Here is a 21205-nt window from a genome sequence, read left to right on the forward strand (position 1 = left end):
CACGCTTTTTGAGCAATACTATATAGGCGGTCGTAGCACACAATTACGATTTCGCAAGCGAAAATGGAACTTTTTCGATAAAAAGAAGTATAAGTCTTAATGACTTTTATTTTACTGCAGAAAGCGTGTAGTTGAGGTGAATATGGATAAAACGCGAGTAGTCATGGAAGAGGCTAACGGTGTACTAGACTTTTGGTTTGGTGAACTGTCACCTGAACAATGGTTTAAAGAAGATTCAGCGCTAGATAAAACCATTGCTTCACGGTTTTCTTCGTTGCGTGCAGCGGCTGCGCGTGGTGAACTTTGGCCTTGGCGCGCTACGGCCACAGGTAGGCTTGCCGAAATTATTCTTCTTGATCAATTTTCCCGAAATATTTATCGCAATCAGCCAGATGCGTTTAGTGCTGACAATATAGCGTTAATATTGGCTCAAGAAGCGGTAAGTGTAGAAGCTGACAAAATGCTTACCCCGCAACAACGGGCGTTTCTGTACATGCCTTTTATGCACAGCGAGTCGTTAGCTATTCACGATGTAGCGCTGGAACTCTTCTCTCAGGAAGGGCTTGAGAAAGAATACACTTTTGAGAAACGCCATCAGGCGGTCATTGAAAGGTTTGGACGCTACCCTCACCGAAATTCAGTGTTAGGCCGTGAATCTACAGCCGAAGAAGCTGCCTTTCTGAAAGAAAACCCTCAAGGCTTTTAGCTACTAACTGGCACAACTAGGCATATTCCCAAGCTATTTACCCCATCCAAATAGCCCCAGAGAAAACGCAGAGAAAAGCACACAGCTCGGTAAGCCTGCTTAACCGTAACCCGCTGTAACTGAGCCTCGCTTTGCGTTCTTGCTCACGTCTTCATTTATTCCCAATTAGACATTTATTTCTATTGAAGCGAAAAGCAACGATCGTTTCTCTTGACTTTATAGTGAAACAGTTGTTTCATGATGGAAAGACTAATAAAGAAACAATAATTAATAAGTAACGCGCTGTGAGCTCTCCTTTTGTACTAAAGCCCTGTGATGCAAAGTTCACGCAGGCGATTGAAAATTTAGAAACAACCTTTAATGGCATTTATAACGGTGAGGGCGAAACGTCGTCTTTAAATAACCAAGCAAGCCAAGGGTTAACTGAAGGCACAACAAAAGCGTGCAATGTAAACAAACCGCTAAGCGGTTTAGGGCTTGCGGTAAAAGATTTATTCGATATTGAAGGTTTACCGACAGCCGCGGGCAACCCGGATTGGTTGGCAACGCACCCCGTACCAAAAAGTACAAATAGCTGTGTGGCGAATATGCTTACAGCAGGCGCCGCGTTTAAAGGTAAAACCATTACTGACGAACTTGCCTACAGCTTACACGGGCAAAATAAGCATTATGAAACGCTTGTGAACCCGGTAGCGCCAGCTCATATTCCTGGCGGTTCGTCGTCGGGTTCTGCGGTTGCCGTTAGCGCACACCTTGCCGACATTGGTCTTGGCACAGATACAGGTGGCTCTATACGCGTACCGTCTAGCTATCAGGGTTTATGGGGGCTTCGCACCACCCATGGCGCTGTGGCTTGCGACAACATGGTAGCCCTTGCACCATCGTTCGATACCGTGGGATGGATGACGAGGGATTTAGATACACTGTCAAAGGTAGCCAATGTTTGTCTTGATAGTGCTACGCAAAGTGACATACCTAACGAACCTCGCTTGGGTATAGCGGCACACTTGTTTGAGCAAACCGCTCATACATCGCTTTGCCAAACTTGGCTTAACGCTCTTGAAGACAGCAATAATTGTATTGCGCTATCAGAAGCACAGCTTGATTTAAACAAGTTACAAACCGCCGCTACATTTCGCACTTTACAAGGCAGTGAAATTTGGCAGCAGCATGGTGAATGGATTGAAAATACTCAACCCGACATCGCTAACGATATTATGTTGCGCTTGGATTGGTGTAAAACCATAACAACACGAGATGTAGAACAAGCTAAAGCGCAGCAAATCGTGGTAATAAACCATTTAATTAGGCTATTTGAAGAAATAGACGTTTTGGTTATTCCCACAACACCTGGTGTTGCACCTCGATGTGACGCCGATGATACGACTCTGGCAAATGATAGAAACGCTCTGCTCGCCCTTACGGCAGTAGCAGGGCTTGCGGGTTTACCCCAGCTTCATTTACCGTTGTTTACCCTACACAATGCCCCGTGCGGATTATCGCTTGTGGGCAAAAAAGGCAACGATCTTGCACTTCTCGCGTTAGCTAAAACGCTAACCACTCGCTAAAGGTGTAAAGCGCGCAAAGTATCTGTTTAACTTCATTTAAGTGCCGGTTATTCCGCACTGAAGTAAAGCACAGAGCGCCCTATCGCATTTAAGTTGAAAGAAGAAACGGAAGTAAGACGAGACAACGCGTCTGTTTACCTAGCTCTTGACTAACTAGGGCTAAACACGATGGCGTGGTTGCTGAGTTTTTGAAGGAAATAATTATGAGTGAAAAACCTAATATTGCGTTTACAGCCCCTCACTTTGCAGCATCACAAGTGGGCTTAAACATACTAGAAAAAGGCGGCACCGCTATTGAAGCTATGGTAGCCGCTGCAGCCTCTATTGCCGTTGAATACCCACATATGAACGGCATGGGCGGTGACGGATTTTGGCTCATCAGTGAGCCGGGCAAAAAGCCTATTGGTATCGATGCATCAGGCGTGGCAGCAAAAGGCGCAACACCCGCATTTTACGAAGGTAGCGATGCCATACCAAGCCGAGGCGGCAAGTCTGCGTTGACCATGGCCGGCGCAGTGGCAGGTTGGAAAGCTGCCCTAGATATAAGCCATGAATGGCAAAGCGGTTTACCACTAACCACATTGTTTGATACGGCGATAAGCCAAGCTAACTGGGGTATTGAAGTTACTCAAAGTTTAGTTGATGCCAGTAACAAGACCTTCGACGAACTAAGCGCTGACGAAAACTTCGCGCAATTTTTAATTAAAGGCAAGGCGCTTAAAAAAGGCAAAATTTTAAAACTAACAAAGCTGTCAGAAACCTTAAAGCATTTGGCAGATAAAGGGCTTGATGATTTTTACCATGGTGAATTAGCGGCAAAACTGGCTGAAGACTTAGAAGCGGCTGGCTCGCCTATTCGCCTTGAAGATTTCAACAATTACAAAGCAACGATTGTTGAGCCATTGTCAGTATCTACCAGCAAAGGCAAGCTTTATAACCTACCTGCACCAACGCAAGGTGTAGCCTCGCTTATTATCTTGGCACTTTATGACAAGGTTCAGCATTTAGGCAATACCGATGCAGACATGGTGCATTTACTTATTGAATGTACCAAACAAGCTTTCATTGCCCGTAACGCGAATGTAACCGACCCGTCTCGTACCCCGGTAAATTTACAAAGCCTGTTAAGTGACGACGCACTTGATGAAATGGTGAAAAACATTTCACTAGATAAAGCATTGCCGTGGCCACACGAAGCCAAGCATGGCGATACCATATGGATGGGCTGCTGCGACTCAGAAGGTCGTATGGTGAGCTACATTCAATCTCTTTATTGGGAGTTCGGTTCAGGCGTAGTTAGCCCTCAAACTGGCATTGTATGGAATAACCGAGGCACTTCGTTCTCGCTAGACTCAAACAGTAACCAGTATTTAGCGCCTGGCTTAAAGCCTTTCCATACGTTAAACCCTGCGTTTGCCGAGCTTATCGACGGACGCCGTATGAGTTACGGCACCATGGGTGGTGAGGGTCAACCTCAAACCCAAGCCGCGCTATTTGCCCGCCATATTTACCACGGACAGCCTATTGGTAAAGCTATCTCCCTTGGTCGATGGTTACTTGGCAGAACCTGGGGCGATCAAAGCCACAACTTAAAAGCAGAACGTGATTTAGTTGAATACGTGGGCGAAAGCTTACTGGCAAGGGGGCACGATATGGTTACGGTAGACCCTTGCAACGAACTTATGGGCCACGCGGGTGCCATTATTCGCGACACAGAGGGCTCGGTTAGCGGCGCGAGCGACCCGCGAAGTGACGGTAAAGCTTACTTCGGTCATCGCTAGGTTTGTTTTTAACCCTTCGCTTCCACAACCCCGTTTTTTTGGAAAGCGTCTGCAAAGGCGCTTCTCAAACAGCTTAACGCATACAAAGTATTTAAATAGCAATTGTTAAAGAGATAGAAATCACATGCAGTTTTTAATGGATAACCTCACGGTTATATTATCGCTCGCGGGAACGGGCGTATTTGCCGGCATACTAGCAGGTATGCTTGGCGTAGGTGGCGGTATTGTTATTGTGCCGGTACTATTTTTTCTTTTCCAAGCACTTGGCGTGTCGCCTGAAAGTGCCATGGTTATTGCCACGGCCACGTCGCTTGCGACTATCGTCCCTACTTCAGTTAGCTCTATTCGCGCTCACCACAGTAAAGGCAACGTTGACTTTGCGCTGCTAAAAGCATGGGCAGTATTTATTTTAATTGGAGTACTTGCGGGAAGCTATGCGGTAACCGTGGTTAACCCAACGTTCTTGACCCTGTTGTTCGGCGTTATCGCAACCTTATCTGCCATCAATATGCTTATTGGCAAAAAAGATGCGCTATTTAAAGGGCTACCGGGCCGTGCAGGTCAATCAGTGATGGCAACGTGTATTGGTTTATTTAGCTCTATGGTGGGTATTGGCGGCGGTACGCTAACCGTGCCCACACTCACTTTTTGTAATTACCCAGCGCACAAAGCGGTTGGAACTGCTGCGGCGGTAGGCTTAATTATTTCGCTACCCGCAGCACTTACGTTGTTATTCGTAGGAACCACACCTGCTGACGCCCCCTTCGCAACATACGGCTATGTAAACTTGCTAGGTTTTGCGTGCATTGTTCCGCTAACGGTTTTATTTGCACCAGTCGGCGCGACCATTGCCAACAAGCTAGACGCTGGTTTACTTAAAAAAATCTTCGCCGTTGTTCTCATCATCACTGGCTTGCGCATGCTAGCGCAAGTGCTTATCTAGGAGTGCCCACATGTCTAAAGAAGCGTCTACAGGAACTTTCGCGCCACTTAATCCTCCACCTCGTTTGTTAATGGGCCCTGGCCCTATTAACTGCTACCCACGTGTGTTAAGCGCGATGTCTACTCAATTAGTAGGCCAGTACGACCCGGTAATGACAGGCTATATGAATGAGACAATGCAGCTTTATCGCGATGTGTTTAATACCCAAAACCAGCAAACCTTTTTGGTCGACGGTACATCGCGCGCGGGTATCGAAGCGGTTTTGGTCTCGGCAATAGAGCCAGGCGACAAAGTCCTTGTGCCTATCTTCGGGCGCTTCGGCCATTTACTTGCTGAAATTGCAGAGCGTGCCGACGCTGAAGTACACACCATTGAAGTGCCTTGGGGTGAAGTATTTACGCCTGAGCAAATAGAAGCGGCGGTAAAAGAGGTGAAGCCCAAGCTTCTTGCCATTGTACAAGGCGATACCTCTACCACAATGCTTCAACCGCTTGAGCATATTGGCGCCATTTGTGAGGCGAATGACGTCTTGTTTTACTGCGATGCAACCGCGTCAGTAGGTGGAAACCCACTGGATGTTGATGCATGGAAATTAGACGCGGTATCGGTTGGCCTTCAAAAGTGTTTGGGTGGTCCGTCAGGCAGTGCGCCTATTACCCTTAGCGACAAGTTTGTTAAAACCGTACGTACTCGTCATCACGTTGAAGCCGGTATTCGCGATGCCCATCACGAGGCGGCGCGCGGCCCTAAAATTCGCTCTAACTACTTCGATTTACCTATGATCATGGATTATTGGGGCGAAGAGCGCTTAAACCACCATACCGAAGCGGCCACTATGCTTTATTGCGCTCGGGAATGTGCGCGTGTGCATTTAGAGGAAGGTCAGCAAAACGTTATTGCGCGTCATAAAGTGGCTGGTGACGCCATGCTTGCCGGTATACAGGCAATGGGGCTTAAACCATTCGGCAATCTTAAGCACAAAATGTACAACGTGGTTGGTGTTCATATTCCCGATGGTGTTCACGGTGAAGAAGTACGCGAAACCCTACTGCTGCGATTCAATATTGAAATCGGCACCAGCTTTGGGCCTTTAAAAGGTAAGATTTGGCGCATTGGTACAATGGGGTACAACGCCAGAGAAGATGCCGTACTGCATACACTCCAGTCGCTTGAAACCGTACTTCGCATGCAAGGGGTTGCGCTGCCTTCGGGTAAAGGGGTAGACGCTGCGCTTAGCGTTTATGCTGAGGCTAAAGCAACGGGAGTTGCGAATGGGTGAATTCGTAGAATTTACTGAACTAGCGACCCAGGTTATGGCAAGGTGCGAAACGTTAGGCACCTTAAGCCAAGACCCCACTTGCCTAGACAGACGCTATTTAACCGAGCAGCACAAGCTTGCCAACCAACTGGCCTCTGGCTGGATGATTGAGGCGGGCATGACTACATGGCAAGATGCCGTTGGCAACATTTGGGGGCGCTATACCTCCAGTGTGCCCAATGCGCCGCGATTAATTCTAGGAAGTCATCTCGACACCGTGCCCAACGGCGGAAAGTACGACGGAATGCTGGGCGTAGTTGCTGCTATCTCAATGGTTGCTATGTTTGACGGCACACAAACTAAGTTCCCGTTCCACATCGATATTGTGGGCTTTTGTGATGAAGAAGGCACGCGTTTTGGCACCACGCTATTAGGTAGCCGTGCACTAACCGGCAAATGGCAAGAGCAGTGGCGTCACTTAAAAGATGAAAACGGTGTAAGCCTAGAACAAGCCATGGCTAACTTTGGGCTTAGTTTCGATGCGGTTAACAGCGCGGCTATTTCCCCCACTGACATTCTGGGCTATTTAGAGCTTCATATTGAACAAGGCCCTGTTTTAGAACAAGAAAACCTGCCTGTAGGTGTCGTAAGTGCTATTGCAGGTGCCAAGCGTTTTAACTTTACCGTAGAAGGAATGGCTGGACACGCCGGTACTGTGCCTATGTCTATGCGTCGTGACGCCCTATGCGCAAGTGCAGAAATGTTACTAGCGGTAGAAAGCATAAGCTTACAACGCCCGGGGGTTGTGGCCACCGTAGGTAAAATTGAGAATGCGCCGAACGGCGTAAACGTAATATCTGGGCGCACGCGATTCTCCCTTGATATTAGAAGCGAGGATGATGATTTACGCGATTCAGTATTGGCAGAAATATTGCAAAAATTTGATGACATTGCGCAAGCTAGGCAGTTAACTCTCACCCGCGAGCAAACCCATAGTGCGCCTGCGGTACATTGCGATAGTCAGTTAAAGCAAGCACTTGTTCGCGGTGTTCAAGAAAGCGGTATAGCACCACGAATTCTTGCTTCAGGAGCGGGTCATGATGCTATGGCTATTGCAGATATTTGCCCTGTAGCCATGCTATTCACACGCTGTAAGGGTGGCATAAGCCATCACCCAGCTGAGTCTATTACCCATGAGGATGTGGCTGCCAGTTTGTCGGTGCTTTACAAAACCATAAGCAAACTTAAGCACGCGTAATGTTCAAATCAGTACAGTCTTAAACAAGGGTCGATAATGAAAATAACAAGGATTTACAACGATGAAGCGGGCAAAAGCCACTTTGGCGAGGTCGAAATAGCGCTAAAAGACGGCGGTCCTATCGGTATGCTTTCAGAGAAATTTGGTGCAGATAAAATTATCTTTCGCGAGACACCTGCCGACTATGACTTCAAATGGCACCCTGCCCCTGCACGACAACTTCTTTTCATTATAAAAGGTCGTGCCGAATTTACAGTATCAAACGGAGAGCGCCATGTATTTGGTGCGGGCGATGTACTACTGTTAGAAGATACCGAGGGTGAAGGTCACTGCTCTCGCGCGATGTACAATGAAGTACGTCACTCAATTTTTGTCACGCTAGATGAAGGCGTTACGCTTTAAATTAAACCTTCAAATCTTTCTTGAAAAAATGCGCTAATTTAGCGCATTTTTTTGTTTAAGCACCAAATTGGGGCTTATCCATTCATCCCTCTTATCCATCAAGATATAAGAATCAAAAATTAACTATTAAAAACAGTGTGATACAACAGCCATCACGAGCAGACCAATTGGTCAATATCTTGCAGTCATTGAGCAACTGTTATTAAGAAATATTGCTCATGTCTTCAAATCACAGCGAATTACTTTACGACCTTCACGATAGCCCGGCATTTCTTCCTTCTCTTACCGCGGCGTTCCAGCACTTATTAGCCAGCTTTGTTGGCGTTATTACACCAACACTCATTGTCACATCAACACTAGGTCTTACCGAATATACACCTTACCTTATCAGCATGGCACTGTTTGTTAGTGGCCTAGGTACTGCAATACAAACAAAGCGTATTGGGCCGGTAGGTAGCGGGTTGGTAGCCATTCAAGGTACCAGCTTTGCGTTTATTAGTGCGCTAATTCTGGCGGGAAACCAAGTTAAAGCAAATGGCGGTACGCCCGAAGATATCTTAGCACTGTTGTTTGGCCTCACCATGGCAGGTGCGCTTGTTGAGGTAGTGTTCAGTCTATTTGTAGATAAACTTAAACGCATCATTACCCCTTTAACTACGGGCATTGTGATCACGGCCATAGGGCTTAGCTTAATTAACGTGGGCATGACCGACCTTGCAGGCGGTTTTCATGCTGCGGACTTTGCGAGTACTGACAACCTAGCGGTAGGTCTTGGCGTGTTGCTTGTTATTGTATTTTTAAACGCATCTCACAATCACTGGCTACGCTTGAGTGCTATTTTTATTGGCATGGCCATTGGTGCAACTTATGTTGGGTTTACAAAAGGTCTTGATTTTAGCGGCCTTGCCTCTTTATCTATTGTCGCTATTCCTACGCCGTTTGCATTTGGCATCTCATTTGATATCAATCTGTTTTTACCTATTGCGCTAATTTACTTATTCAGTGCTATAGAAACCGCGGGCGATCTAACGGCCAATAGCCTTTTCTGCAAGCAACCGGTGAGCGGCCCGGTTTACTTAGCCCGAGTAAAGGGCGGTATTTTAGGCGACGGCGTAAATTCGCTACTGGCCGGTATGTTTAACACGTTTCCGAACACTACCTTTGGTCAAAATAATGGAGTTATTCAGCTAACTGGTATCGCAAGTCGCAAAGTGGGCTTCTTTGTTGCTGCTCTGTTTGTTCTTATTGGCTGCTTTCCAATTGTTGGTGGTGTGTTGCAGGCTATCCCTAAGCCTGTTTTGGGCGGCGCAACATTAGTGATGTTTGCCATGGTTGCAGTAGGCGGCCTTAAACTTCTTGCCAGCTATGCGTTGGATAGACGCAGCAGTTTAGTTACGGCTTGTGCCCTTGGTATGGCAATTGGGGTGATGATGGTACCCGAAGCCTTGGCCGAACTACCTAACTGGCTTGAAAATATTCTTCTTTCCCCTGTTACGTCAGCAGGACTTACGGCGGTTATTTTAGATTTAACGTTACCCGGGAAAAAAGGCGCTAGTGATAAGTCAGAAGCTTTGGCAACCACCGTCAATCAACTTACAGAAAGTAATGCGAGTGAAGCTTTGGACGACTCGGTCAAAACCGCTCCCCCTGAGGTAAAAAAGCGTACTAAAGAGAATCGCAGCAACTCAGCAACTTCACCCCATAAAGCGATATTAGGTATAAAGCAGCGCCAAGTGCTGCGCCCTGCTCTTTATAGTGCAAAACCACGGTAGAAATCACTGCGAAGGTGCAAAAATAAGAAAAACCTTATTCGTTAACACAATGATAACAATATAAGAACAACATTATATTTTTAAATCCATATAATTCAGCAACTTAAGAGCAGGTTAAAAGTTGACCAACTGGTTAGGAAGTTGGCACTCATCCTGCTAAACCTCTTGCATACAGCAAGGCGCAATAGAAATAGTGCGTTGATAAAGCCCTAAAAAAGGGCAACTAAAAATAATGAGGAAACCATGAAAAACACTACATTCGCATTATCTCCTCTAGCAAAAGCCTTAGCGATGACAACGGCGGTAGCATTGTCATCTCAAGCATTTGCTCAAGAAGAGACAGAGGTACAAGAAAAAGATGTCGAAAAGATTCAGGTAACTGGGTCGCTAGGCAGCTTGCCCGGTCAAGACGTCGAGTCGGTATTTGGCTTTGGTAAATCTATTCTTGAAACACCGCGCTCAGCATCCACTATTTCTCAAGAGCAAATGGAGCGTTTTAACGTTTCTGATATTGATGAATTAGTAGCATTTGCGCCAGGTACGTTCACCCAGTCTTTCTTTGGTGTTGCAGGCTCACTTGACGTACGTGGTACCCCGGGTGAAGTTTACTTTAGAGGGGTTCGCCGTTTAGATAACCCTGGCAACTACCCAACGCCAATTGGCGCCTCTAGTAGTGTAGATATTGTTCGTGGACCCGCCTCTCCTATTTATGGCCCAGCTAAAATAGGCGGATACCTTAACTTCAACCCTAAATCAGCAAAAGTAGGTAGAGGCCAATATCTAGATAACCCTACCGGTCAATTTTCTTATACCACAGGCTCTTGGGATAAGAATATCCTTACCGCCGAAGTCGGTGGGCCGGGCAAGCTAGCCGGTAAAGATCTTGGCTATTATATCTATGCTGAGCAAGAGAACTCTGACTCTTACTATCGCAATAGTGAAACTGACCAAACCGTAGTTCAAGCCGCATTTGATATGGACTTGACTGATAATTTGAGTATCGAATTTGGCGGTATGTATCACAAGTACGATGGTAACCAAAACGCTGGCTGGAACCGCGTTACACAGGATTTAATTGATAATGGCACCTACATCACTGGTAACGCAAAACCACTAGACGCTGATGGCGATGGTAGCATTAGTCACTTCGAATACTTCGCTGGCAATCTTTTTGTCGACGGTATTGACCCTTTGACAGAAGACGGTTCGAGCTTCGGCGATTCCATGGCTTTGGTCGATGTGGGTACTGCTCAGCTAGGTCGTGATCAAACCCTAATTGCTGCAGACGACGTGCTAGAAAATGAAGTCACAACGTTTTATTTCGATATGATTTATTTTGCAGATGACTGGGAAGTAAAGAATCAGTTCTTCTATGAAAGTTATGAAAATCTTAACGAAAATGCCTATGGTTTCTCGCAGTTTCACGATGCTTATGTGATAGAAGACAAGGTCGTATTTGCTACCGAATATGAAAACGATAGCCTACTTGCTCAGTTCCAGTTCTCTCCATCAATTCGATACACAGACTTTGAAAGTGGTGACGACTTCATAAATGAGTATTTCGATCGTCGCGACCTAACCGGCCCTTCAACGGCTTTAGATAGACGTTTACTTGCCACCCGCGCAGGCTTCGGCTACTCGAACTATGATGTAGGTAATTACCTTAACTTAGGTATAGCCGCAATGACCGACCTTACTTGGGAAAATGGATTAAATATTGTATTAGGGCTGCGCTACGACTCGGTAGATGTTGAAAGTACAACACCAGGAGGCATTACGCTGTTTGGTGGCGATGAAGATGTGACCGCTGAAGATAAAGAAGATGGTATTTCGTGGAATGCGAGTGTTTCATACAAAACAGATTTCGGTTTAATCCCCTACATTACCGTTGCTGAACAAGCGACTATTGTTGCGGGTCAAGGCGCGAACATCGATGTGGAAAACATCCCTGGTGGATACTTTGATACCTCTGAGCTTTTCGAATACGGTGTTAAAGGCTCATTTTTGGACGATAGCCTATATGTAGCTTTATCAATCTACGAGCAAGAGCGTACCGATATTAATGCACAGTCTACCGTTACGAATAACACAACATTAAATGAAGGTACTGAATTTGAACTTCGCTGGGTAGTAAACGAGCAATTGGTACTTACTGCTGTTTACACCAACATTGAAGTAACTAACTTAACCGTGCTTGATGGCGCTGGTTTCCAATTTGGTTTCTTCGGTGCTGAGGATTTTGCAAACATTGACGACCCATCTATTTTCTTTGGCGGAACACCTGTTGGTAACACTGCATATAGTAATGAAGGGGCAATCAAAGCGGGCATACCAGAAAATACGTATGGTTTAACCGCTACTTACGATTTCCTAAATGGCTATGCGGCTAGTGTAAGTGTTGTAAATGCTGACGAAGTGGCTTCTGGCTTCTCAGGCGCAGTTACACTACCTTCTTACACTTTGGTTAATGCTGGCCTTTCTTATCAGGCAGAAGATTGGAGCGTTAATCTAACAGTTAAGAACTTAACTGATGAAGATTACTTCCGTTCTAACTTCCCTGATCTGTTCGGTAGCCAAATCGTTCTACCTGAACTACCGCGTCACTGGAATGCTAAATTTACTTATTCATTCTAAGTATGCTTAGTTGTGGTGTTGTCGCACTTCTATCCAAGATAGAAGTGCGACTTTAATTCACTGCATCACATTCACTAAAGAGCTCAGTTTTTTTTGAAACCTGGGCTCTTTTTTTAGGAGTATCTTATGTTTTTACCGATGGAGAAGACTATTCGCCGTCAAAATGCAGCTTATATAGCCAAAAGCCCTTAAGCTGCTACTGATTTTGCGTCTAGCGCTATCTTAAGCTGTAACGTTACATCATTTTGCACTACGGGCTTGGCCAGAAAGTCCTGCATGCCCGCCTCACTGCAGCTAGCTTTATCCTCGGCTGTCGTGTTGGCGGTAACCGCAATAATTCGGCCATGTTTAGGCATTAGATTTTCTTGCAGTATTATTTTCGTTGCACTTACGCCATCTAATACCGGCATAGCACAATCCATAAAGATGATATCGTACTTTTTGGCTCTAGCCATTTGTACTGCGACTTCTCCGTTTTCCGCTTCATCAGGTAAGTAATTAAACTTCTCTAGCATAGACCCTAAGACAAGGCGGTTTATGTCGTTATCGTCAACTACTAATATGTTTAAAGGTACACTCAAAAGCTCAGAGGACAATTCTACATCGCCAGTGACTTTTTCATCTAACGACGCCATTTCAATGGGAATAGCCACGTCAAAACAGGTTCCCTTACCCACATTTGAGCGCACTTCAAGCTCACCACCCATCTTGTCAACGAGTTGGTTTACTATAGATAGGCCTAACCCGTTGCCGTTTAGCTCTTCTGACGCACTGCCGGTATCATTCTGAAACGGTGTAAATATCCGTGACAGGATATCATTGCTCATGCCCACGCCAGTGTCTTCAACTGAAGCAAGTAGAATGGGGACCTCGCCTTGATGTTTTAGCGTAACATGCACTGAAATATAGCCTTTAGCAGTGAACTTTACGGCATTCGACAATAAATTGGTTATTACCTGACTTATTCTTGCGGCGTCGCCATGTACATAGGTCTTTTCGTCAAAAGACAGCACAGCGTAAAGCCGCACGCCTTTTTCAGCACATTTAGTTTTAAACACATCTACAATGTCTTCGCACAAGGAGCGAACGCAAAAATCGCTGTGTTTTAGGCTAAATTCCCCGTTGATAATTGATGTATAATCAAGCACATCGTTTATAAGCGATAACAAACGATCGGCGCTGTGTAGCGCAATGTCAGCTTTTCTAATTCTTACGTTGTCTTTTGTTTCAAACTTTATAGCCTGAAGCATGCCGGTGATGCCGTTCAAGGGCGTTTTTAGCTCGTGGCTAATTCTAGATAGCAACATCCCACGCTCTTTAGACGCGGCTTCTGCCTCTTTGCGTCTCGCATCCAACTCTAACCTAAGCTGAACCGATTTATTCACGTTTTGACACGTCCCAAACAAACGAATGCACTTCCCATGCTTCATCTCTGCCATACCGTGGGTTTCTATCCACACCGAATTACCTTTTGCAGTGATAAGTTCGAGGGTTGCGCTCCATGGCTCACCGGTCTCGATTGTGTGAGAAACGATACGGCTTATTTCATTTCTATCAAACCCTTCTTTATAGAAGCTGATTGCCGTATCTAGCGTAGGCATGTAGCTATCGTCCACTTCATGAATACAGCGAGTTTGAGATGACCAGGTTAACTCGTTGGTAATAAGGTCGACTTCCCACGTACCAACATTAGCAACGTTTTGTAGTTTTTCGTACAGCGTGTTTTGCGTTGATTCAGCCTTTTCTATATGAAATTTGTCCAAAGTAACGGCCAACCACTCGTCGAGCAACGCCACTTTATCCAAGTTACCTGGTTGGTCAGGACATGCATTAATGAACACTAAACAAACGTGTCCTCCATCAAGCTTGTGTACCTGGCCCCTAATGTATTTTTCCGCGCTGAAATAGGTCGTAAACCACTGCTTAAATGCCAGAGAACTCTTAGCACTGCTTATGGGAAAAAAATTGTCCAATGACGTGCAGCTTGCGAAGGAGGGAATAGATTTAAAACTGGGAGGGTAAGCGGATGACGCTTTGACTAGTATGTTGACGGTGTCCTCTTCGAGATGCAAAAGCAGTGCTTGGAATATCCCAAGTGAGTCACAACCACGCTGTAATAACCGAGTAAGCGATGCTTTTAGCTGCTCTTCCAGCTTCACATTCAAACTCGATTGCTCGTCGAAATAAACCATTGCTCTTTACCTAAGCCTCAAACGTGTACCAGAGTGGTACTATCCGCTGCTATCACAAAATTTGGGAATAGTACGCCATTACATTTGATGATAGCGTGCAAGCAACACTTGCGACATTAAACAATAGGATAGTTTACAGCCTTACCTATGCTTAACCTTTTGCTTGATTTCGACCTAATTCTTTAGCTTCAAACAAGGACACGTCAGCGTCTTCAATTAGGGCCGCAAGGTTGTCCTGTGCAACTTCCGCGGCTTTCCAAACCGCAAAACCTGCGCTGATAGAGACCCGGTTTTCAATGCCTTTGCCGTGAGGAATTTTCGCTTCGGCTACCGCATCTACTAATTGGTTTGCCACAAGCTTGGTGCCATTATGGTCGTTGTAAGGAAGAACAACTAAAAACTCTTCACCGCCAAAACGTATCACAGCATCTTTGGGTCGTTTCACTGTATCAGAGACTATCTCCGCCACTTTTTGAAGACACAAGTCACCTTCAAGGTGTCCATAGGTATCGTTAAAGAGTTTGAAGTAATCGATGTCGAGCATTATTGCCCCTACCGAGCCCTTGTCTCTGGCTACTTGCTTAATCAATAAAGGAATTTCCTTGGTCAGGTACATTCTATTGTAAAGGCCAGTAAGCTGGTCGTGAAACGTCATCATTTCAAGAAACTCGGTGCGCAGCTTGTTTTGAAGGTGTGTTTTTACTCGGTGAGTTAGCGTTGACGCGTTTACTGGTTTCATAACAAAATCAGATGCACCTACTTCCCAGCACGCGTTTTCACTTTCAATATCCATGGTAGACGTGACGAATATAACTGGAATATCTTTGGTTTCAGGAGTCGCTTTTAGTGTTGCACACACCTCAAGACCACTTATATCAGGCATGTTCATGTCGAGTAAAACCAGATCGGGTAGCGATTCGGCACAGTAGGAAATAGCAGCGCTGCCTGATTCGACCGTTGTGCAATGAAACTCGGCTTCAAGTATTGACTGTAATAGCATTCGACTCATTGGCTCGTCGTCGACAATAAGTACATTGCACTGTGAGTAGGGTTTAATTTCTTTTTTGTCCATTGTTTTTTCTAATGCGAGCTGCAAGCGCTAGAAGCGCTTTAGCATTGTAATATATGGCTTTTTTATTAACTATAGCAATGCTATACAGTCTAACATCTAAAAGGGAGATGTATATTGAAAAGGTTAACTTTAGATACGCTATAGGTATTAGGAAAAACACCTAACAAGCGATGAATGGAAAGAGATAAGATAGACGCCTTCAATCAGGCGACTTCTTCATTGCCAATAAATTGTGCCAAAAAATCGTTAATGGCTATGGGACGACACATAAAATAGCCTTGCCCCTGATGACAGCCCAGTGCTTTTAATCCATTGAAGTGTGATTGGGTTTCAATGCCCTCGGCTACAATGGTTAGCTCCAAGCTTAAAGCTAAATGTACGATAGCAGTGACAATATCGTGAGCTTGCTGCTCCTTATCCATATCAATAACAAAGGACCGGTCTATTTTTAGTACGTTCAGAGGGAACTGACGCAGATAAGATAAACTTGAATAACCCGTTCCAAAATCATCAAGAGCTAAAGTAACACCCAACGACGTTAGCTTATTGAGGATATCACGTGTTTGCTCAAAGTCGTGCATGAGCGCCGACTCTGTCACTTCAAGCTCTATTGAACTGGCCTCAATGCCCGTTACATGAATAATTTCTGCTACTTCATCCGCAAATCCTGGGTTTGCTAGCTGTTTGGCCGCAACGTTAACCGCCACTTTGAATTGCTTACCTTGTTCATTACAACGAGCAATGAACTCACAGCTTTTCTGAAGCACCTGTTTACCGAGTTGGTGTATCAGACCTGTCTCTTCGGCGAGGGGAATGAATTCATCTGGTCCTATTACATTACCGTTTTCATCGAACATTCTAACTAAACTTTCAGCGCTGAATACTTCATCGCTATTAAAGTCGTATTTTGGCTGAAGATAGATCGCTAAACTGTTGTTTTCAATTGCCTGTCTAAGCTTAATCTCCATTTCGACCCTGTGATGCATAGCATGCTGTAAGTCTTTTGAGAAAAAGCTGAACGTGTCTTTGCCTTTTGATTTCGACCGATACATTGCGGAGTCAGCATGGCGCATCATTTCCTCTGCGTTCACTGCATCCTGTGGGTACAGGCTTATTCCTATGCTTAGGCTCAATCTATGAGACTTTCCATCTATCTCTATAGGTACTCTACCTGCCTGCAAACAAGCCATGGCAATACTATCTGCACTAAACCCAGAGCCTATATCTGATAAAAGACAAGCAAACTCGTCACCGCCTACACGTGCCAGGGTCGCGCTGTGCCCTAGCGTGTCTGCAAGCCGCTTTGCTACCGTCGATATGACAAAATCACCGACCTGATGCCCTAGGCTATCGTTGAGATATTTAAAGTTATCGATGTCTATTAGCAGTAGCGCGACGCTTTGCTTACTCGTAAAGCTTCGCGCTATAGCTTGGACGATGCGGTCGTGAAGTAACACACGGTTAGGCAAACCTGTAAGCTGATCATGGTTGGTTAAGTGCGTCATCTTCACCGCCATTTCTACGGCTTCAGAGACATCCTGAAAAACCATAACTGCCCCGTTAATATTACCTTCATCGTCCACAATTGGAGATGCAGTATCTTCAACCCTAAAAATTTGCTTGTGCTTACTGACAAGGGTTGCGTTATACGACATTGCCACTGGGCGTTTCACCTCTAGCGCGTAAAGAGCGGGGTTTAACAGTGGTTCACGGCTTGATGCATCGCGCAGATTCATTACTTCATCAATAGGCTTGCCTAAAGCATCCTGCACACTATACCCGGTAAGCCTTTGTGCCACGGGGTTTATAAATGTTATATCCCCCGCAGCGTTAATTGAAACTACGCCGTCAGCTATAGATTTCAGCGTTATGGCTAGTTGTTTTTTTTCCGCCTCGAGCTCTTGGTTAACTTTCTTCAATAAGTCTTTTTGAGATTGAAGCGTGAGATGGTTCCTGACCCTCATTCGACACATTTCTATATCGATAGGCTTTGAGATAAAGTCTATCGCACCGAGCGACAAAGCGCTGTGTTCGTTTTCAGCGTCGCTATGAGAGGTAACGAAGATAACAGGAATTGAAGCGGTACTTGAACATGCTTTGAGTTGCTTACACACATCAAAGCCAGAGAGTTCAGGCATGCTTATATCTAAGACTATCAAGTCAGGCTGATGTGACTGTATGATAGAGAATGCTGTCGCGCTTTGAGAGACCGTAACCACTTCTGCTAAAGACTCTACTGCATTTCGCAATAACGTCAGGGTTGTTGGTTCATCGTCAATGATGACTACTTTCTGTGTCTCATATTCCATGAGAAATACCACACTACATTATAAACTCCTTATGTAGTATCGTCCGACATACGCAAAAAAACATTAACCTTTAGTCTAATTCAGATACTAAAAGCGCATCAAAAAGGATAACTCATTGACTGCAATACTTTAGGTGACGCACAATTAATATACTATTAAACCCTGTACTAATTGCTTGGTGATAAGAATGGATACGTTACATACGCATAAGGCGCTTCCAAAAGAACAATTATGGAATAAAGATGCTGCGTTAAGCAGGCTCGGGGGTAACGAAGGATTACTAAACCGCATTGTGGAAATGTTTTTAGCTCAAATAACACAGAAACAAGAAGCCCTAAAAAAGGCCGCAACTGAGTTAGACGTGGATGCAGTTAAATTTTCAAGTCATGCAATGAAGGGGGTATCAGGGGATGTAGGGGCTGATGCCATTCGAGAAAAAGCGTCATCTATTGAAAATAAAGCCAAGCAAGGTGATTTAACTGAGATAGCTACAGATATAGAAGAACTAGATGTCTTAGTCCAACAAACGCTTACCATTATGCAATCTTAAGGCGAAGCGAGCTTATTGAGACTTCCATTGATAAGCTCGCGCTAGTTTTTAAGTCTTGCTTTTGCAAGTCGCTTACATAGCCCCAGTTACTTGCTTAATAAATGCGTTTTTCTTTTCTTCGGGTAAGAAACTTGCCTTAAAACTGTTTGCGGCCAGCATGCGAATCGTATCCTCATCTATGTTTAGCGACGTATGAAGCGCTTCAAAGTTTTCATTCAAAAAACCACCAAAATAAGTGGGATCGTCTGAATTAACCGTTACTAATAAGCCTGCATCTAGCAGCTGCACGATATTGTGCTCTTTCATATCGTCAATCACACATAGCTTTAAATTACTCAAAGGACATACGGTAAGCGGTATTTGCTTTTCTTTTAGAAGCGCCATTAGCGCCTGATCTTCCTGACAGCGTACGCCATGATCAATGCGGTCTACGTCAAGTAATTCAATCGCTTCCCAAATATAAGATGCCGGCCCTTCTTCCCCTGCATGAGCAACAATCTTAAAGCCTAGAGACTTCGCTTTTTTGAAAACCCGCTCGAATTTAGACGGGGGGTGCCCTAGTTCAGAACTATCGAGGCCCACTGCCGTAATGTGCTGATAGTAAGGCTTTGCTGCTTCTAGTGTTTCGAAAGCTTCGCTTTCCGGCAAATGTCTTAGGAAAGACATGATTAGGTAGCTACTGATGCCAAATTCGCTTTCTGCTTTTTGTATAGCACGTAAAAAGCCAGGCATAAACACATCAAAACCTATACCCCGCTCAGTATGGGTTTGAGGGTCAAACATGATTTCTGTATGAACGATATTTTCTTCAGCGCACCGAGATAAGTATTCCCACATCAGCGTAAAGAAATCATCTTCATCTCTTAATACTCCTGCCCCAGCGTAATAGAGGTCAAGAAAGCTTTGTAAATCTTTGAAATTATAAGCGGCTTCAATCTCTTCCACGCTTGCGTAAGGAAGTGATACACTGTGCTTTTCAGCTAGGCGCCACATTAGTTCAGGCGTTAAGCTACCTTCTATATGCAGATGCAGTTCGGCCTTTGGTATGTTTTTAATTATTGATGACAGCGACATGGCCCCTCACTTATTTGCACCATAATAATGCAATAGCATTTAATTGGTGCGTAATAGTTTATCTTTAATGCTATCTGTAAACGAGTTCTATTGCTCATTTAGGTTTTTGTTTGCGGTTTTCTTAACATCATCTATGTTGTTTACTAACCGTTTGGCTGGCTTTGTGCTGCCTAGCTAGTGACCTTGAGTCACGCAATGATTGTTATTTAATCATTGTACTGAAATGTAAGTTAGCACAAAACACACCAACAAGTTGACTAATTGGTCAGTTTATTGCTTTCAAACGCACAAAACACTACATAAAACACAAACAGAGAACTCTAAATGTCCAACAACGTTATTGAACGGCTATTTAAGCTGCAGGAGCACGGTACAACTGTAAGAACTGAGATCATTGCAGGTCTTACTACGTTTGCGGCTATGTCTTATATCCTTGTGGTAAACCCAGGTATTTTGGGTCTTAGCGGTATGCCGGTGGAAGGTCTAATTACAGTGACAGCAGTCGCGGCCTGCATTGGCACATTAATGATGGCCCTGATGACCAACTACCCTATTGCACTGGCACCGGGTATGGGTTTAAACGCTTTTTTTGCTTTTACTATCTGTCTTGGCCGTGAAATTCCATGGGAAGCTGCTCTAGGCATTGTGTTTTGGAACGGCATTCTCTTCTTAATACTCTCTCTCACCGGCGTGCGAACCAAAATAGCTGAATCTATCCCGCCCTCCCTCAAGATTGGTGTTCAGTGCGGTATAGGCTTATTTATTGCCTTTATCGGACTTAAAAATGCAGGTCTTATTGTTGATAACCCTGCGACCTTTGTTCAGCTAGGTGACCTTTCTGAGCCGGCAGTCATGCTTGCTCTTGTTGGTATTATTTTTACTATAGTTCTTATGGTTAAACGCGTTACCGGCGCTATATTAATTTCAATTGTTACCCTTACTTTAATCGGTGCTTTTATCCCTACCGAAAGCGGAACGTTAACTGCCACACCATCTGCTGTTGTAGGTATGCCTGAATCTATGTCGAACACGTTTATGGCAATGGACTTCTGGTACCCTATCGACCATATCGCCGAGACATGGGACCTTATTTTCGCGCTTATGTTCGTGAACATGTTCGACACTATAGGCACATTGATAGGCGTATCTCGCAAGGCTAATTTACTAACCCCTGAAGGTAAGCTACCTAAAATAGGGTCAGCTATGACTGCCGACGCATCTGCAAGTATTGCTGGCGCAATGGTAGGCACATCGCCAGTAACAAGCTATGTTGAGTCCGCCACTGGCGTATCGTCTGGAGGGAGAACCGGCCTCACCGCTGTGGTAGTGTCTGTATGCTTTTTATTGTCGCTTTTCCTCACACCGTTAATGAAAGTCATTCCGCTAATGGCCACTACCCCAGCACTGCTAATGGTAGGCATTTTAATGATGGATTCGATTCGACATGTAGATTTCGATGACTTAGGGGCTTTGGCTACTGCGTCTGTTGCACTTATCGCTATGCCACTTACCTTCAGTATTAGTGAAGGCATTGCCCTTGGTTTCATTACCTATGTGGGTATTAAGGTGGGTACCGGTAAATTTAAGGAAGTGACCCCACTTACTTATGCATTAGCTATCGTTTTCTTACTTAGATACTTACTAGATTTAAAATAATCTAGCGGTGCGTGCGAGTGATCTTGTGCG

The 21205-nt window shown here is 44.9% G+C and carries 15 protein-coding genes; 11 read left to right on the plus strand and 4 right to left on the minus strand.

The window, feature by feature from the left end; genetic code table 11:
- Positions 1-142: 142 nt before the first annotated feature.
- From ACYTPF_RS02150 to ACYTPF_RS02190, 9 genes are all read left to right on the plus strand, one after another.
- Positions 143-706: a DUF924 family protein gene (locus ACYTPF_RS02150; RefSeq protein WP_461851040.1), complete on the plus strand. Its 564-nt coding sequence runs from the start codon at positions 143-145 to the stop codon at positions 704-706.
- Positions 707-990: 284 nt separating this feature from the next.
- Positions 991-2274: an amidase gene (locus ACYTPF_RS02155; protein ID WP_461851041.1), complete on the plus strand. Its 1284-nt coding sequence runs from the start codon at positions 991-993 to the stop codon at positions 2272-2274.
- Between the two features lie 203 nt (positions 2275-2477).
- The gene (locus ACYTPF_RS02160; RefSeq protein WP_461851042.1) at positions 2478-4055 is read left to right on the plus strand and encodes a gamma-glutamyltransferase family protein; all 1578 of its coding nucleotides are present in this window, start codon (positions 2478-2480) and stop codon (positions 4053-4055) included.
- Positions 4056-4179: 124 nt separating this feature from the next.
- The gene (locus ACYTPF_RS02165) at positions 4180-4998 is read left to right on the plus strand and encodes a sulfite exporter TauE/SafE family protein (protein ID WP_179983038.1); all 819 of its coding nucleotides are present in this window, start codon (positions 4180-4182) and stop codon (positions 4996-4998) included.
- Positions 4999-5008: 10 nt separating this feature from the next.
- Positions 5009-6277 carry a pyridoxal-phosphate-dependent aminotransferase family protein gene (locus ACYTPF_RS02170; RefSeq protein WP_461851043.1) on the plus strand — a complete coding sequence of 423 codons (1269 nt, stop codon included), beginning with the start codon at positions 5009-5011 and terminating at the stop codon, positions 6275-6277.
- Entirely contained in the window at positions 6270-7514 is a 1245-nt protein-coding gene (locus tag ACYTPF_RS02175; RefSeq protein ID WP_269916317.1) for an allantoate amidohydrolase, read from the plus strand. Before ACYTPF_RS02170 ends, ACYTPF_RS02175 begins: the two co-directional genes overlap by 8 nt.
- Before the next feature lie 36 nt (positions 7515-7550).
- The gene (locus tag ACYTPF_RS02180; RefSeq protein WP_179983035.1) at positions 7551-7916 is read left to right on the plus strand and encodes an AraC family ligand binding domain-containing protein; all 366 of its coding nucleotides are present in this window, start codon (positions 7551-7553) and stop codon (positions 7914-7916) included.
- A gap of 218 nt (positions 7917-8134) precedes the next feature.
- Positions 8135-9688, plus strand: a complete 1554-nt coding sequence (locus ACYTPF_RS02185; RefSeq protein WP_461851044.1) for a uracil-xanthine permease family protein — start codon at positions 8135-8137, stop codon at positions 9686-9688.
- A 243-nt stretch (positions 9689-9931) separates the two neighbouring features.
- Positions 9932-12322: a TonB-dependent siderophore receptor gene (locus tag ACYTPF_RS02190; protein ID WP_179983034.1), complete on the plus strand. Its 2391-nt coding sequence runs from the start codon at positions 9932-9934 to the stop codon at positions 12320-12322.
- A gap of 188 nt (positions 12323-12510) precedes the next feature.
- Here ACYTPF_RS02190 and ACYTPF_RS02195 read toward each other — a convergent pair whose 3' ends face one another.
- The 3 genes from ACYTPF_RS02195 to ACYTPF_RS02205 all read right to left on the minus strand — a co-directional run bounded on the left by ACYTPF_RS02195 (position 12511) and on the right by ACYTPF_RS02205 (position 17895).
- Positions 12511-14514, minus strand: a complete 2004-nt coding sequence (locus ACYTPF_RS02195) for a hybrid sensor histidine kinase/response regulator (RefSeq protein ID WP_461851045.1) — start codon at positions 14512-14514, stop codon at positions 12511-12513.
- A 151-nt stretch (positions 14515-14665) separates the two neighbouring features.
- Positions 14666-15586 (minus strand): diguanylate cyclase, encoded by a 921-nt coding sequence (locus ACYTPF_RS02200; protein ID WP_461851046.1) that lies wholly within the window; start codon positions 15584-15586, stop codon positions 14666-14668.
- A 203-nt stretch (positions 15587-15789) separates the two neighbouring features.
- Positions 15790-17895, minus strand: coding sequence for a two-component system response regulator (locus tag ACYTPF_RS02205; RefSeq protein ID WP_461851047.1), 2106 nt, complete (start codon positions 17893-17895; stop codon positions 15790-15792).
- Positions 17896-18082: 187 nt separating this feature from the next.
- On the opposite strand from ACYTPF_RS02205, the gene ACYTPF_RS02210 reads away from it, so the two are divergent.
- The gene (locus ACYTPF_RS02210; RefSeq protein ID WP_461851048.1) at positions 18083-18445 is read left to right on the plus strand and encodes an Hpt domain-containing protein; all 363 of its coding nucleotides are present in this window, start codon (positions 18083-18085) and stop codon (positions 18443-18445) included.
- 72 nt (positions 18446-18517) lie between these two features.
- Here ACYTPF_RS02210 and ACYTPF_RS02215 read toward each other — a convergent pair whose 3' ends face one another.
- Positions 18518-19519, minus strand: a complete 1002-nt coding sequence (locus ACYTPF_RS02215) for an adenosine deaminase (RefSeq protein ID WP_461851049.1) — start codon at positions 19517-19519, stop codon at positions 18518-18520.
- Between the two features lie 324 nt (positions 19520-19843).
- On the opposite strand from ACYTPF_RS02215, the gene ACYTPF_RS02220 reads away from it, so the two are divergent.
- Positions 19844-21175, plus strand: coding sequence for an NCS2 family permease (locus ACYTPF_RS02220; RefSeq protein WP_179983028.1), 1332 nt, complete (start codon positions 19844-19846; stop codon positions 21173-21175).
- Positions 21176-21205 lie beyond the last annotated feature (30 nt).

Source organism: Alteromonas sp. HB246098, assembly GCF_054890645.1.